The organism is Paenibacillus sp. IHBB 10380 (genome assembly GCF_000949425.1).
GTDB lineage: Bacteria > Bacillota > Bacilli > Paenibacillales > Paenibacillaceae > Paenibacillus_AQ.
In genome coordinates this window covers 4,926,727-4,942,713 of the sequence record NZ_CP010976.1, presented here as the reverse complement: position 1 = coordinate 4,942,713, position 15,987 = coordinate 4,926,727, and the positions used below count along the sequence as shown (strand labels likewise).

General features: G+C 43.0%; 15 protein-coding genes. All 15 read right to left on the bottom strand.

Going from position 1 to position 15,987, the window contains the following annotated elements; all coding sequences use genetic code 11:
• Positions 1-10: 10 nt before the first annotated feature.
• Positions 11-781 carry a type III pantothenate kinase gene (locus UB51_RS22415; protein WP_044879212.1) on the bottom strand — a complete coding sequence of 257 codons (771 nt, stop codon included), beginning with the start codon at positions 779-781 and terminating at the stop codon, positions 11-13.
• Positions 778-1,653 carry a carboxylating nicotinate-nucleotide diphosphorylase gene (gene nadC / locus UB51_RS22410; protein ID WP_044879211.1) on the bottom strand — a complete coding sequence of 292 codons (876 nt, stop codon included), beginning with the start codon at positions 1,651-1,653 and terminating at the stop codon, positions 778-780. Before nadC ends, UB51_RS22415 begins: the two co-directional genes overlap by 4 nt.
• The gene (gene nadB, locus UB51_RS22405; protein WP_044879210.1) at positions 1,643-3,259 is read right to left on the bottom strand and encodes an L-aspartate oxidase; all 1,617 of its coding nucleotides are present in this window, start codon (positions 3,257-3,259) and stop codon (positions 1,643-1,645) included. The genes nadC and nadB overlap by 11 nt, the downstream gene beginning before the upstream one ends.
• Positions 3,260-3,299: 40 nt before the next feature.
• The gene (gene nadA, locus UB51_RS22400) at positions 3,300-4,238 is read right to left on the bottom strand and encodes a quinolinate synthase NadA (protein WP_044880369.1); all 939 of its coding nucleotides are present in this window, start codon (positions 4,236-4,238) and stop codon (positions 3,300-3,302) included.
• A 446-nt stretch (positions 4,239-4,684) separates the two neighbouring features.
• Complete coding sequence (ftsH, locus tag UB51_RS22395) at positions 4,685-6,739, bottom strand: ATP-dependent zinc metalloprotease FtsH (protein ID WP_044879209.1); 2,055 nt, start codon at positions 6,737-6,739, stop codon at positions 4,685-4,687.
• A 110-nt stretch (positions 6,740-6,849) separates the two neighbouring features.
• Entirely contained in the window at positions 6,850-7,389 is a 540-nt protein-coding gene (gene hpt / locus UB51_RS22390) for a hypoxanthine phosphoribosyltransferase (protein ID WP_044879208.1), read from the bottom strand.
• Positions 7,390-7,433: 44 nt separating this feature from the next.
• Entirely contained in the window at positions 7,434-8,873 is a 1,440-nt protein-coding gene (gene tilS / locus UB51_RS22385) for a tRNA lysidine(34) synthetase TilS (RefSeq protein ID WP_044879207.1), read from the bottom strand.
• Between the two features lie 11 nt (positions 8,874-8,884).
• Positions 8,885-9,832: a serine/threonine protein kinase gene (locus tag UB51_RS22380; RefSeq protein WP_044880368.1), complete on the bottom strand. Its 948-nt coding sequence runs from the start codon at positions 9,830-9,832 to the stop codon at positions 8,885-8,887.
• Positions 9,816-10,556, bottom strand: a complete 741-nt coding sequence (locus UB51_RS22375; RefSeq protein WP_044879206.1) for a vWA domain-containing protein — start codon at positions 10,554-10,556, stop codon at positions 9,816-9,818. Before UB51_RS22375 ends, UB51_RS22380 begins: the two co-directional genes overlap by 17 nt.
• A 157-nt stretch (positions 10,557-10,713) precedes the next feature.
• The gene (gene spoIIE, locus UB51_RS22370) at positions 10,714-13,224 is read right to left on the bottom strand and encodes a stage II sporulation protein E (RefSeq protein ID WP_445322387.1); all 2,511 of its coding nucleotides are present in this window, start codon (positions 13,222-13,224) and stop codon (positions 10,714-10,716) included.
• A 336-nt stretch (positions 13,225-13,560) separates the two neighbouring features.
• Positions 13,561-14,079 (bottom strand): S1 domain-containing RNA-binding protein, encoded by a 519-nt coding sequence (locus UB51_RS22365; protein WP_044879205.1) that lies wholly within the window; start codon positions 14,077-14,079, stop codon positions 13,561-13,563.
• Between the two features lie 123 nt (positions 14,080-14,202).
• Entirely contained in the window at positions 14,203-14,538 is a 336-nt protein-coding gene (locus UB51_RS22360) for an FtsB family cell division protein (protein ID WP_044879204.1), read from the bottom strand.
• A gap of 12 nt (positions 14,539-14,550) precedes the next feature.
• Complete coding sequence (gene yabQ / locus UB51_RS22355; protein WP_044879203.1) at positions 14,551-15,120, bottom strand: spore cortex biosynthesis protein YabQ; 570 nt, start codon at positions 15,118-15,120, stop codon at positions 14,551-14,553.
• Positions 15,117-15,398, bottom strand: coding sequence for a sporulation protein YabP (gene yabP / locus UB51_RS22350; RefSeq protein ID WP_044879202.1), 282 nt, complete (start codon positions 15,396-15,398; stop codon positions 15,117-15,119). The genes yabQ and yabP overlap by 4 nt, the downstream gene beginning before the upstream one ends.
• Before the next feature lie 310 nt (positions 15,399-15,708).
• Entirely contained in the window at positions 15,709-15,987 is a 279-nt protein-coding gene (locus UB51_RS22345; RefSeq protein ID WP_044879201.1) for an RNA-binding S4 domain-containing protein, read from the bottom strand.

Here is a 15,987-nt window from a genome sequence, read left to right as displayed (position 1 = left end):
CTGATGTGACTTAATATTGATTTCGTTCATAAATGATGCGCAACCCTTCAAGGGTGAGCAATGGATTCACTTCCTGAATACACTTGGTTTCACTTGCAATCAATTCTGCTAATCCCCCTGTAGCAATTACCTTAAGGAAAGGGGCTTCCATTTCAACCTTAATGCGCTCTACGATGCCCTCGACTTGCCCAGCATATCCAAAAATAATACCCGCTTGCATGGCATGTACTGTATTTCGTCCAATGACCTTCTTAGGTTTCTCTAATTCGATCCGAGGTAGCTTCGACGCTCTTTGGTAAAGGGCTTCTGTTGCAATGCCGATACCCGGTACGATAGCACCACCCAGGTAATTACTTTGCTCATCAATACAGTCAAATGTAGTCGCCGTCCCGAAATCAACGACCACTAGTGGGCCTTTATATTGATCTACCGCAGCTACCGCATTGACGATCCGATCCGCGCCAACCTCACGTGGGTTCTCGTAGCGCAGATTTAGTCCGGTCTTGATTCCAGGTCCTACCACTAGTGGCACCTTGCCAATATATTTATGACACATCTCTTCAAAGACATTCACGAGAGGTGGCACAACGGACGATATAATGACGCCTTTAATCTCACTGATGGCAATGTCTGACATCCGAAATAAATTAGAGAACATCACCCCGAACTCATCTAACGTAGACTGACGTGCAGTACTGAGTCTAAAATGATGAATAAGTTCGCGATTTCTGTAGATACCTAGCACAATGTTTGTATTCCCTATATCAACTACAAGAATCATGAAAGATGGGCCTCCTTCTTAGCGTTGAGGTCTAAGCTAATATCTAGACTGTCAAATGAATAAGTTAACCTACCTACCGAAATAATATCCACGCCCGTCTTAGCAATAGCATGTACTGTATCTAATGATACATTACCAGATGCCTCCACTTTAACATGTGGCGCTTCGGTCTTAATAAGTTCTACCGCCTGTGCCATCATGCTATAACTCATGTTATCGAGCATAATAATATCGGCTCCTGCTCTTAAGGCTTCATTCACCTGTTCTAAGTTCTCTGTCTCCACTTCAATGGTCATCGTATGTGGGATATGAGCACGAGCACGGCTAACCGCCTGAGAAATACCGCCAGCACCCTTAATATGATTATCCTTAATCATGACCGCATCATATAATCCAAAACGATGATTGGCGCCACCACCTACGCGTACAGCATACTTCTCAAGCATACGGTGCCCTGGTGTTGTCTTACGAGTATCTACAAGACGAACTGGAAGACCCTGCAAAACATCAACGAAACTACGTGTCTTCGTAGCTATTCCCGACATACGTTGTAGCAAATTAAGTGCTAATCTTTCACCCGTCAGAATCTGATGCGTGCTGCCTTCTACCTCAGCTAACACTGTTCCTTTCTGAACCACTTGTCCTTCTTCCACATAAGCAATAAAAGTCAGAGAAGGGTCAACCACTTCAAATACCCGTTTCGCTACAGGTATACCAGCCACAATACCAGCCTCTTTGGCATGAATAATTCCTTTGGATTGATGACCTTCAGGTATGGTAGAGAGAGTGGTTACATCCCCTGAACCCACATCTTCCTTCAGCCAATATTGTATTGATTTCACTAAATTTTCATTGTATCCATTAAACATCATCACTGACTTCCTCCACTATTTCATGCCCGCGCAACTGTAATAGATGCTTGCGCCAAGCGATATCATCACGCATAGGGTAATCTTCTCGGTAATGTGCACCACGGCTTTCCTTACGTGCTAAAGCTGCACTTGTGATAAGTAATGAACAAGTCAGCATGTTCGCAAATTCGAACTCTTCTTTTCTGAACAATGCGGATTGAAAAATAGGTAGTTGTCGATTAAGTTCTTCCAATCCTTTTGTTAAGTGGATATGATCTCGGCGGAGTCCAGCATAACGAACCATGATCTTCTGTAGTTTCAATCTCCGCTCAACGATGGCTTGCGTAGGAATATCACTACGTTTATAGTCTACCACGAGTGCGCTCGTTGACCAATCAAGTGGAGGCAACTCCTGAATTCTTTTCACTATTCGACGGCCAAACACAATAGCTTCAGATAAAGAATTACTCGCCAAACGATTAGCCCCATGTACTCCTGTAGAAGATACCTCTCCACATGCGAATAAACGGGATATACTGCTTTCACCATTTAGGTCGGTCTGAATCCCACCCATCATATAATGTGCGGCCGGAGCCACTGGAATCCAATCCGACGTTATATCCAGACCATAGATCATACATGTCTCATAGATATTCGGGAACCGATGTTTAATCATATCTGTAGGTTCATGCGTTATATCCAAGTATACGAATGTAGACTTCGTTGCTTCCATCTCGCTCACTATCGCTCGAGCCACAATATCCCTAGGAGCAAGTTCTAATAGTTCGTGATATTTCTCCATGAATCGCTCACCTTTAATATTACGTAATATAGCACCTTCCCCACGCATAGCTTCGGATATTAGGAACCGTGGAGCACCGGGGTAACATAACGCCGTTGGATGGAATTGAATAAACTCCATATCACGAATATGAGCCCCTGCCCGGTAACCAATAGCCACGCCATCTGCGGTTGCCACCTCAGGATTCGTGGTATAACGATATAATTGTCCAGCCCCACCGGAACATATAATGGTGGCATTTCCTTCCACGAAAATCCGTTGACCCTCTGGTCCCTGTACAAGCACTCCAACACATACTCCTTGGTCTGTAATCACATCTATAACAAAATGATTACCCCAGACCTCGATGTTGTCTTGTGCTATAACCTTCTCAGACAATGCCCGTACGATCTCAAAACCGGTTGCATCTCCGTTTGCATGCAATATACGTCTATGACTATGAGCTCCCTCTTGGGTAAGCGCGAGTTCCCCGTTCTCCTCATCAAATGCAGTTCCTAATCGAATCAATTCTCTTACACCATGAGGCCCTTCATTGACAAGTACGTCAACTGAGGCAGAAGAACAAAGACCGGCCCCCGCCAGCAGTGTATCCTGCCGATGGTAGACCGGTGAATCATCCTCAGAGGTGACAGCGGCAATTCCCCCTTGCGCATAGCGAGTATTACTCTCCGTTAGAGATTTCTTCGTGATCATAATGACATTCCTGTCTTTACCTGCCTTGATCGCTGTAAACAATCCTGCGATACCGGATCCAACTACGATCACATCAGTCTTCACTTTTGGCAGAGACGCAAGATCAAAATCTACTAAATACTGTGGAATCATGACCATTCTTCACCTGTCTTATAAGAAGGAGTAGCGCATGTTACTGGACTTGTAACATGCGCTCTAGGGAAATTCTAGCTTTATCGGCAACAGCAGGAGGGACGTAGATTTGTGGCTTCATCGTCTCCAAGCACTTTACCAGTTTTTTAAGGTTATTCACCTTCATATTAGGACACACTAGAAACTTAGTGGCGAAATGGAACGTCGTATCTGGGCTATCTAGTCGAAGCTGAAATCCTGTACCATCTTCCGTGCCTACGATAAATTCCTTGGCATCTGATTTCTTACAATACTCGAGAATCGCCGTTGTACTTCCTACGAAATCACCTAATTCAACCACTTCTGGACGGCATTCTGGATGAACTACGAATGGTGCATTCGGATATTTAGCTTTCATTTCATATACATCTTTTACAGTCAACATATCGTGAGTATTACAATACCCTTCCCAAATAATCATCTTCTTGTCTGTATGTTGCTGTACATAATGTCCTAGATTCTTATCAGGAACCCATATAATCTCGTCAGAATCAACAGATTGAATCACCCTTACAGCATTCGCTGAGGTACAACAAATATCCGTCTCTGCCTTAATCTCTGCAGATGAGTTAATATAAGTCACGACTTTCGCATTCGGATGTTCTGCTTTAAGCTTACGAAGACCATCTACATTGACCATATCTGCCATGGGACAGCCTGCACGTTCATCGGGTATAAGAACGGTCTTATTAGGTGCTAGTATCTTAGCACTCTCGCCCATGAAATGAACGCCACAGAATACAATAACTTCAGCATCCGTCTGCGCTGCTTTCTGTGCTAACAAGAATGAATCTCCTCTGAAATCAGCCACCTCTTGGATCTCATCACGTTGATAATAATGAGCGAGAATAATAGCGTTTCGTTCCTTCTTTAATTGCATAAGACGTTCACGGAGTTCCCTATTCTGTTCTGCCTTTCGCTCTAGTGCGAGAGCTTCCACTAGCATTCAACCCCTTTATTTATTTATATCCGTAAATTTGATAATCACGGCCCATCATGATTCAGTTATCCATACTTTCTGTACTATGCAATAAATTGCACTAAGTATTCCATGTCGTTTATCAATTAATTTACACAACGTTCACCAGTCTGTCAATCCACTGACAAGTGAGCCAAAAAAGAACACTCCCTCATTGTTATTACAAATATAGACCATGAGAATATAATGCTGGATCCTCTTATAAACCCTTTAAACCGATAAGCACTATACAACATCAACCTTTTCCATCATAAAATAAGCGATTTGATCGTCCCAAAAGGATGGCTTTTGTTTGCCGATGAAATAAGAATAAAGTTTATATCTTCTAAATGACCTAATAAAAAAATCCGGAAAGCACATCAATCTGTGCTTTCCGGATTTTTTATTAGGCTACTTACCCCATCATCTTATTTAGATTCTGGAGGATTTCCGCCTTCATTGCCTGAGTTACTGTTATCATCATCAGATGTCCCTGGAATAGTATTCGGAATGTCACCTACTGGAGTAGGTTCTGTTCCATCATTCTGAGATTGAATACGTACAGTCACATCACCAATCGTATCGATGATCGGTGTACCATTCTCCTCAGCATTACCATCCGTTGAACCCTCTGATTGACCAGTTTCATCAAGATAACCCTGTTCAATCAGCTGTTTGATCTGATCCATTTCCAGTGTCTCTACCTCTAAGAGAGTATTTGCAATAAGATGCATTTCCTTAGAATGTTTGATCAGCAAATCTTTACAACGTTCATAACAATAGTTAGTGAAGTTTTGCATTTCTTGATCAATCTCATAAGCTATGGAATCACTGTAATTCTGTTCATGTCCGATATCACGGCCCAAGAATACTTGACCTTGGGTAGATCCGAATTGCATAGGTCCAAGCTTATCGCTCATACCATACTCCATGATCATGCTACGTACAATCCCTGTTGCCTGTTGGAAGTCACTATATGCACCCGTACCAATTTCACCGATAAATACTTCCTCAGCTACACGTCCGCCAAGTAGACCGGTTACTTTATCAAACAGTTCATTCTTAGTCACTAACATGCGATCTTCCTTCGGAAGCATAATCACATAGCCACCGGCACGACCACGAGGAACAATAGTAACCTTATGAACGACATCTGCATGTTCCAAGAAGTAACCTGCAATCGTATGGCCCGCTTCATGATAAGCCACAATGCGTTTCTCACGATCACTAATAACACGGCTACGTTTCTCAGTACCTACAATAACCCGATCAATCGCTTCATCCACTTCACTCATGGAAATATCACGACGATTACGACGTGCAGCGATCAATGCAGCTTCATTCAATAAATTCTCAAGATCTGCACCTGTAAATCCAATCGTACGCTTCGCAATAACATCCAATCTTACATCTTTGGTTAATGGTTTGTTACGCGCATGTACCTTCAATACGGCTTCGCGGCCCTTAACATCTGGGCGATCCACTGTAATTTGACGGTCAAAGCGACCTGGACGTAATAATGCAGGGTCCAAAATATCTGCACGGTTGGTTGCAGCAACGATAATAATTCCCTCGTTACCACCAAATCCATCCATTTCAACGAGTAGCTGATTGAGTGTTTGTTCACGTTCATCATGTCCGCCACCAAGGCCGGCGCCACGTTGACGTCCTACTGCATCAATTTCATCAATGAAAATGATACATGGTGCACTCTTCTTAGCATTCTCAAACAAATCACGTACACGTGAAGCACCGACACCAACAAACATTTCCACGAAGTCAGAACCGGAAATGCTGAAGAAAGGTACTCCTGCTTCTCCCGCAACAGCTTTAGCCAATAGCGTTTTACCTGTTCCTGGAGGCCCTACAAGAAGCACCCCTTTTGGAATACGTGCACCCACAGCTGCAAATTTGCGAGGATCTTTCAAGAACTCAACAATTTCTACAAGTTCCTGTTTCTCTTCATCTGCTCCTGCTACATCCTCAAAAGTAACCTTCTTCTTCTCTTCGCTATATACCCGGGCACGACTCTTGCCAAAGTTCATGACTTTGCCGCCGCCACCCTGAGATTGATTAAATAAGAAGAAGAAAAGAACGAACATGAGGATCAAGGGAATGAAAGAAGACAGCAATGTTACCCAAATACTCTGTCCTTTCATCGGTACAATATCTAAATTAAACTTGTTCGCCTCACTCGACTGTACAATTTCATCCAAGGCAATATCAGTGGCAGGAATATAAGTCGAGAAATCCTTCGATTTCGCGTCAGTTGGTTCAGCCCTGTATTTACCAGTCACAAGATAGGCATACCCGTCAAATTGAGCCTCTAATGTCTCAATGTTATTAGCCTTAAGCTGTTGACGTAGTTGGTCATATCTAGGAGTATCAGCAGTTTCACCGCTACCACCGATGAATTGTACAATGCCCACCACGACTAAAAAAAGTATCAAATAAAAACCAGAATTCCGGATGAACCGATTCATCCCCTACCTCCTCTCGAAACACTTAAGTTATTTTACCATAGCCTATTAGGCTATCTCAATAGAGACCCTAATGTGTTGATATAAAAAGCTATGGGTTAGGATTGCTAACATTAGTTGCTGTATATTTCTGGCTTCAAAATCCCAATGTAGGGTAGATTTCGATAATGCTCTGCATAATCAAGACCATAACCAACAACGAAAGCATCAGGAAGTACGAACCCTGTGAAATCAGCTTCCAAATCTACGGTGCGACCTGATGGTTTATCGAATAAGGTAACGACGCATGTAGATTTAGCCTTACGATTCTGTAATAGCTCAATTAAGTAGCTAAGTGTAAGTCCACTATCAATAATATCTTCAACAATTAATACATCTCGACCCTCTACAGAAACATCCAGATCTTTAATGATTTTGACAACACCTGAAGATTTAGTGGATGCACCATAACTAGATACCGCCATGAAATCAAGCTCCATAGGTACTGTCATACTTTTAACCAAATCTGACATGAATATAAACGCGCCCTTCAAAACACAAATGACCAAAGGGTTGCGCCCTTCGTACTCAGTACTTAAAATAGCTCCGAGTTCTTGGACTCTCTTACGAATTTCTTCTTCACTGATGAGTACTTCTTGAATATCATTCTGCAACTGATTGAACCTCCTAAGGTAAGCTATGAAATCTTCTGAAAAAACTAGGGTGACTGCTCTACAACTATTTCTTCTAAAGACATATGAAGAACGGAAGTAGTCTGTGATCCGATTGCTGCATGAATAGAACGCCGTATTCCCGGAATCCATAGCATGTTGTTGCAACCATCCACAATCATAGGGATACATTGGCGCATAGAAGGCGGGATCTTCTCATCGATAAGAAGGTCTTTTACCTTCTTACTTCCACCGAGACCCATAACTTTCATGGTATCTCCATCCTGTCTTGAACGCAATGTCAAAGGAAATACCAATTGATCTGCATCGAATAGTGCTTCGTGTCCTTGTATTTCTTCCTTAAGGATAGCACTATCACCCCTAGGACGGGAAATCATTCTAAGGACCTTCCCAATTTCGTTCACTCTTAGTTCCTGAACCACAGTGTCAAGGCGATATGTATAGCTCAACCTCTTCTCAAGTGGCTGAGGCATAAATGTCACGACATCATATTCGCGTATACAGGTTATGCCCCCCCCTAAATCACGGCTCCATGTTGTAGCATGGATCTGAACAAACCCTTGGCGAATGGACTCGACCTTGCTAAAGTCAGTAATCTCAGAGTTTACTGACATGTAGTTTAATATTAGTTTAATCAACCTCCGTTGTAAAGCGACATGTAAGCCCAAAAAGGAAGGCACCGCAACGGTGAACCTTCCATCTTTCTGCTGAACCAATTCACGGTATGCTTCCTCAGCAGCAAGCTCTACATAATCATCTTCCCCAGCCACTATACTGGATAATTGATTTAAGGATTGTGTAATCTGTCCATTATATTGCCCCAAATAAGGCAGTACATTCAGACGAATTGCATTTCTTCTATATTCGGTTTGCAAATTACTGTTATCAATAGCATATGCATATCCACCGTTTTTACAGACTTCTACCAAGTCCGTTTTGTATATACGTAATAGCGGTCGTATAAGTTCCACATTTTTTAAGCTTCTTTTAAACTTCATACCTGAAAGTCCGGAAGGACCACTTCCTCTTAATAAATGAAGCAGCACTGTCTCTGCCTGATCGTCTGCATGATGTCCCACAGCGATCGACTTCGCACCATAAGCTTCGGCTTTTTTGAATAGAAATTCATACCGTTTGTCCCGTGCTGCTTCCTCCGGCCCTTTACCACTTTGCTTCATATAAGCTGGTATATCCAACGATTCCATTTCAAAAGGAATATTAAGCTCCTTCGCTGCCGCACGCACCAGTTCTGATTCCTCATCAGATTCAGCTCGAAATCCGTGATGAACATGCGCGCACACTAGATTTAACGGGGTATGATGTTGAGACACTTCATGCATAACATGCAAAAGAGCCACAGAATCCGGCCCTCCGGACACTGCGACTATAATCGTATCGTGAGCAGACCATAGGTCTTTTTCTTGCGCAGTGCGGAGCACATGCTCCACCAAGAGGTTCATTCTCATGTTCAATATCCTCACAATCGAAATGCCAAAAAGATAGCCCCACACAAAATCAAAAAAGATATGGCAAAGGCATTCTTAAGCTGGCGTGTTGTCTTACTATGATTCTTGTGAAGATTAACGGGTTTATAGACCTGTTCCTTCCACAATCTAAATGCTTGGTGTGATCCTGTAAACTCACCACGAATAGCTTTGGTTAACCAACTTGCATAAGGCTTCAATTCCTTGCTTCGACTCACTAACGCCAGCAGGTCGGAAGCGTTCCGAGTCTGAGGGAGATGGGATGCATTGACTCCATTCAGACCATTGGCATGAAGAATATGAATACAAAGTACCGCAAAGGAAAACAAATCATAGCCTTCGTCACTGATTCGACTTCCCGCATTCCAATATCCGCGGTCATACCACTCTGTGAACTGCTTCACACTACGGCCAACCGAGCTTACGCCTCCGTAGTCAATAAGCTCGACTTCTCCATAATCCGTTACCATCACATTCTCTGGCTTCAAATCTCCAAATATAAATCCTGAACGGTGAAGATCACGAAGCTTCTCTAGTAGTCTGAGACCTACTAGCCCTAGCCATTCTCTTCCCCGATGCTTAATAAATCGATGAAGTGGACTTCCCTTCACATAACGCATGACATAGAAAGGGATTTCGCCACTCGGTACTGAATAATCGTCTACTTCTAGCAAATAGGGGCGATGAATTCTCCCCTCCTGCTCATCCTGCTGTTTACGTTGGGACTGCACAGAAGTAAGCACATTAATCTCAGACTGCAAATCAAGTGTGTCATACCCCATCTTCAGGGCATAAAGTTCTCGATGACCTACCTTATGGACCAAATAGACGGTGCCGTTAGCCCCGCTACCTAATATACGCTTGATGATAAAGCGGCTACTCCGCCATTTCCCCGTGATCACCGTTCCAGGCAAGCATTCACGATTAGACGACGTATTCACCGAGTTTTTCTTCTCCTTCATCGGAATTCCCCCGCCATGCTTGATGTGCTTCTAGTGTACCATAATGAAAGAAATCAATCACCTTCATGATCGCGGGTCCAGTGGGTGTCGCCCCTTTCATTTGGATTCGCCCGAACAGAGATTTCAAACTACCTATATCTGAAGTCCAACCTACATTCATCACCGTATCTTCACTTCCATGACGTCCCGGGTAATGAAATACAGCTAACTCGCTCTGACCCTCCCTTGCTTGTAGGCTAAGCATCAGATCTCGAATGGCTTCCTCTACAGCTGACAACTTCGGCTTCATACTACCACTTGCATCAATGAGCAGTGCTACTTGTAATGGGGTTGTCTCGGTAAGCTCATCTACCACTTCGACGACCTGAGCACGGCGCTGAGGTGACAAATCTTCCAAGGAACCCTCTCCCAAAATATGTTTCAACTCTTTACTAACTGCTTGCTGTATCGTTTGGACCACGGTTTTGCGAGTCATCATTTGCATGGTCTGTGCTAGTTTCCTAGTTCCAACAATGCGGCTAATACCGCCTCCCGACTTGGCTATCTCAGCAATTTCCAAACTACCAATCTCTCCAATTGTTCCATAGTCTACTACACCCGCTACATTCACAGTAATCCCTTCTTGCAGTGCATGTGCCGCAGCAAGAATAGGACTCATTCCTATATTAGAACATCCGTCGGTAATCAGTAATATCTGTTTCATAATTGATCATCCCCCTGTGGTTGCATCCTATCTCTATCATTTCCAAGAATGAGAGAATCCAAACCACATAGAGCAGATCATTACACATAAACCTGATTAAACCTAGCATTTCCCGGGCAATGCGAGCCTAAGTTACAATGATAGCCTAGCTACAATACTAGCTAACTGTACGAGGGCGCTCCATTCGCTCAAGACCCGGAACGTGCAGCGTAGCCCAAGCTGGATGGAATCGTTCCACCTTTCCTACAACGACAGTCATATCATCTTGTATTTGATTCTGCTGATACCGTATCACTTTTTCAAGCAAGCAATCTGCAATAAACTGAGGATCATCACTCTCAATTTCCTGAATAATTCGTTTCATCCACAATTCCTTATTAACCGCATAACCAGGCGCATCATATAAACCATCCGTCATCATGATGACGATATCGCTAGCTTGTAGCTGGAGCGTAACTAGATCAACTTCTATATCTTGAATAATGCCGACAGGAAGATTACTCGCAGAGACAACAATAACCTCATTACCCCTTTTTATAAAACTAGGTGTTGATCCAATCTTCATAAATGTGGTCTCCGCTGTATACTGATCAATCAAAGCCACATCTATAGTCGCATAAATTTCATCAGGTGAACGTAATAAAAGAATAGAATTCACTGATTTAATCGCTAATTTCTCATCCATACCCGATTGAAGTAACTGCTCCAATATATCTAAGGCCGTACTACTCTCCTGTCGCGCTCGTTCACCATTGCCCATGCCATCACTTAAAGCAACTGCAAACGTTCCATTCCCTAACTCCACTGTGCTAAAGCTATCCCCTGAGAATATATCCCCTCCTTTGGCTGCGCCTGCAACACCGGTCGTAATCTCGAATGTTTTGGCAGAACCAAATACTACTGTCACTAGCCCATCACGTGTGTTACCGGGTATTTCTTGCGACACTGCAATGTGCTCACCTAGAATGTCTGAGAGAAGTGGCGCAATAATCTTGCGGCATTCGTCATATCCTCGTGTATATGCATGAACAATCTCGATCTCTACCTTTCCAGAGTCAAGACTGATAATATCAATCGCCTGGATGGACAAGCCCATTTTCTCCAAAGCTTCCCTGATCTGTTCCTCCTGCTGGTACATCGCTTGTCCCTCTCGCTTAATTTCTCGCGCTAGATCCTCCATGACTTGTGACACTCCGGATAATTGATCTGCTACCAAATGCCGACTATCGTATATTTGGCGTTTCCACTGCATATCATGTTGAAAGAGATGGTATTGTTTCTTCATGACCTCCAATACATCACCCGCCTTATGACATACCTTATTCCACTCAGAGGGTAGCTTGTTAGCCGCGATATCTGGATTATCTTCTACTGCACCCATCATCTCAGACATGTATTTATACGTCTGGTAGAACTTTGCATCCCAGCAATGTTGCTGTTTGAAGCATTTAGAGCAAGCCCCTTCTGTGACAGCATTCATGAAATGATCCTTCTCCTCAGTGCGTGTACTCACCTCAGCTGTACCCGATACTTGTCCAAAGCTATGAGATAGCTGTTTGAATACTTGTGAGAATTGGGTGACCCGCTCTGCTGTTAGATCGCGCACCCGTTTCGCATATTCATGTTGTGACTTCGTATGATCCTGTGTACCAGGTACATATTTAGAAATCATAGCAATAATCGTCTTAGGAGTTAGTATAAAAAGGATAATGGCAGCACAAGTTTCCCATGTCGAGGTCATGACATCACCCGGACCAAGGAAATAGATGGAGAGGACAGACGACCCCAGTAGCATTCCTATAGCTACCGTAGCTCGGCGCCCCTCACGTAGCATACCTGCCAGCATGCCAGAGAAAGCAAGAAGACTCATTTGATATATGGCAGAAATGTCAGCAAGGCTTAGGATCAGACCCGTAACTACACCGACCGATGCCCCTAGTGATGCACCTCCCACCAAGGCGAATACGAGAATGAGATAACGTGATAGTACATGCTCGATGGATAGAGAGTAAATACTCCAACCCACTAACCCCGTCATGACAGATGCAAGTAGAATAATTAAGCATAGGATTTCTTCATTTTTAAGCTGATAATTCTTCTTTCGATATGTAAATATAGGAACGGCTTGTATAAAGACTAGTGTGAGGACAAAACTCAGAACCGCATCTAGCGTCAACATAAGAAATGCATACCAAGTGAAAGAAGGGCCAATCATGACATGAAACAAGTTAACACAGAATGTGGAGACAAACACCATTAGAGGCGCATACGAAATTTCAGCATGTTCGAAGGACTCTAACCCTTTATGAATAAAGTAGAAAATAAGAAGTTCTGCAGCAACGATGAGTGATACCGGAAAGGGCGCAAATAAACTACCCGCAATAATGGCAACAAAGACGACCGGAAGATAATCCCGACGCATGAAAGTAATGACTGCAAAAAATGCTAACGCAAAGGGGGATAGCTCGTCCAAAATCATCGCTTTTCCAAGTAAGAATCCCATGAAGACTAACAATAGCATCCATTTCTTAGCTTCAAAAAAATGAATTGTTCGTTGAATAACGCGCCCTTGCGTCATTCTTGAGATGAAGCTAATGTCCGTAGCTACTCCTCGTCTTTCTGCCATATTTACGCCAGGAAATTGCACTACATTCTTTTTGTCCATGATTTTGGCACCACCAATCATTAAAGTTTATGGGTTCATTATAGAGCCAGTCCCTCATGAAAGTTTGTCAGAACGTCAGACAAGCGTTAAAGAAATTTCCGACAAAAAAGCCTCTCCTGCGAAAGGTTGCGGAACGGCTTCAACTCCCCTACTTATAACGATTGTGAACACACTCAAGTCTTCTTCCCTGATTATAGTCTTTCTAAATAACGACCTTTTCATTTAGCGTTTGGACATGAGATAGCTGGAAACTAGTTGGAAGATGTCGGTAATTTTTTACAGGCGACAAAAAAACCGTAGAGGCAAATGCCTGCTACGGTTATCTTAGTACATTCATAATTACATGCGCTTTGCGCCACGGCCTCCGCGTTTGGATTCCGTATTTTTCTTAATCGATGATATCCGCTCTTCACTATCTTTTAGGAAACGTGACACTTTATCCTCGAATGTTGCCTTGTTGACAGCAGGCTTAAACGAACGCCCACCCCGTTCACGATTATAACTGCCGCCGGCACCGCCACCACTACTACTGCTGCCTCCGCCGCCACTAAACCGTTCTCCTCCGCCACCGCTACTACGTTCCGGTCTTGAAGTTCTTGGAGGCCGGGATTCTGTTGCGGGTTTATCAACAGTTTGTTTGATGGAAAGTCCGATCTTACCGTCCTTGTCAACATTGATGACCTTAACGGTCACAACATCATTGATCTTCAGGTGATCGTTGACATCCTTGACGTAATTATCAGCGATTTCTGAGATGTGAACGAGACCCGTGACACCTCCTGACAGATCCACAAATGCTCCAAAATGCGTTATGCCTGTCACTTTTCCTTCTAACTTGGTGCCTACTTCGATTGCCATAGAATAAAATGATCCTCCCTTAAAAATATACAGCAAAATTTAAAATCTTGGCTGTGGTGATTTGATTATACATAATGCGCAAACCAAGGTCAACTGAGTAACCACCGGTTTTTCGCACCTATATTACGGGCTTGAAATATCCGGCCGAATCGGGGTTTCTTCCGGTTTATATAAACCAAACTCCTTACGTGCCAGTTGCCCGATATATTCAGGATCCTGTAAACGATTAACTTCATATTGCAGATCAGCGAGAGACTTCTCTACTTCTGCACTCTTTGCTTGTTTCTCACTTAATTGGTCGCTCTTGTCAGCGATTTGTGAGCTTTGATCCAGCAGTGTATAACCCGCCCAGCCCATAAAAAACACCATAAAGGTCATCCATATAATCAGCCGTCTACGCGCACCTGCATATTTAGTTGATTGTTGCTTCGTTTGCGCTTGTACTGCGTATTTTGCCATGATGAAGCCTCCTTACAACCGGCGTTTCCATAATTCAATACATGAGTTCACTAGTTTCTGTGGCCATTGAGGCATCTTAATCCTTGATGTTATTGGCATGAGCATCCACTTCAATAGCTTCCAGAAAGGTAACAAACATCGTAGTATGATACCCGCAATCAACATCAACAATGCTCCTGCAGCACTCAGTAGCCTAATAAGTATACGGTACATCGTTCTGAGCGGTATCCATATAAAAATCATAAATAAACGCTTCAGCAAATATAACACATACTGAACTATCTTTATTAACATTACCACAAAACGTTGAGTTGTAACACTTAAGATTAAAAAATATAACCATACACCTAAAAATAATCCTACAAATGCATAAAAACGTAATTCACCCTGATTACTAATGTAGAGCATTCTAAATACAAATACCGCGGTCCCACACCAATAAAGCAAATCTAAGATATGAAGACACCATTTAGGAAAATGAAACTGCCCTGACAACACCCGGTAGCTATCATAGGCTAGTCCCATTGCTGCCCCCGAGAATAACATCCAGAACAGCGTTACCCACTGTACATAGGGATTCATTTGAATAGCTTGCCGAACATTCCCTTATTCTTACCATGTGTTCCGGGGTCTAAATACACAAGGGAGTGAACGAGTCCCTCAATAGACAGAACACCCTCCTCTAAACTGAGATTTTTAATATGTAAATTCTGACCTTTAATCGTTAAATGGCCTAGCTCTGTCTGTAGTAGAAACTCCTCGCTGTCGAAACTCTCTACATTCTGGACTCCAGTCATATGAAGTTGTCTACGGTTCTGCATATGAAGATCATGTACCTTACTTTTTCCTTGCTCGATCATAGCATGTACCCCTCCTTCTACCAATAGCTTATGGGGTGGTGCGGAGGTTTAGAACTTTAACACACTATTCTTGTCTACAAGGAAATTGAATGCCTTCCCCAAAAGATACTCACAGTTACCGATGTAATAAGGATGAACGTTTATAATTCTATACAAGAAGATACGGCTTCGCCGTCCTTAAAGGACAGTAACCGTTTCTCGTAGAAATTTAAGAAAAGTATAGTTAAGACTTATACTTTGCTTAAATTCAAAAAAAGACAGCCTGAAGTCTACATAAGACTCCATGACTGCCTTTTCTTACACTTTGTGACTACCAATCAAGACCCGTTTCCTTCGCAATCGGTTCTTCTTTAACTAAGCTATAAAGGCTTGTAGCCTCTTCTTTGCGTGTGCTCTCAGCAAGACGCTCTACACGAACCGTTACTAGCTTCTGGCCAAACTGGACTGTTATTTCATCGCCCACCTTAACCGCGCTACTAGGCTTCGACTCCCGACCATTGATTAGGACCCGACCTTGATCTGAAATATCCTTTGCCACTGTGCGCCGCTTAATTAATCTTGATACTTTAAGAAATTTATCGATACGCAT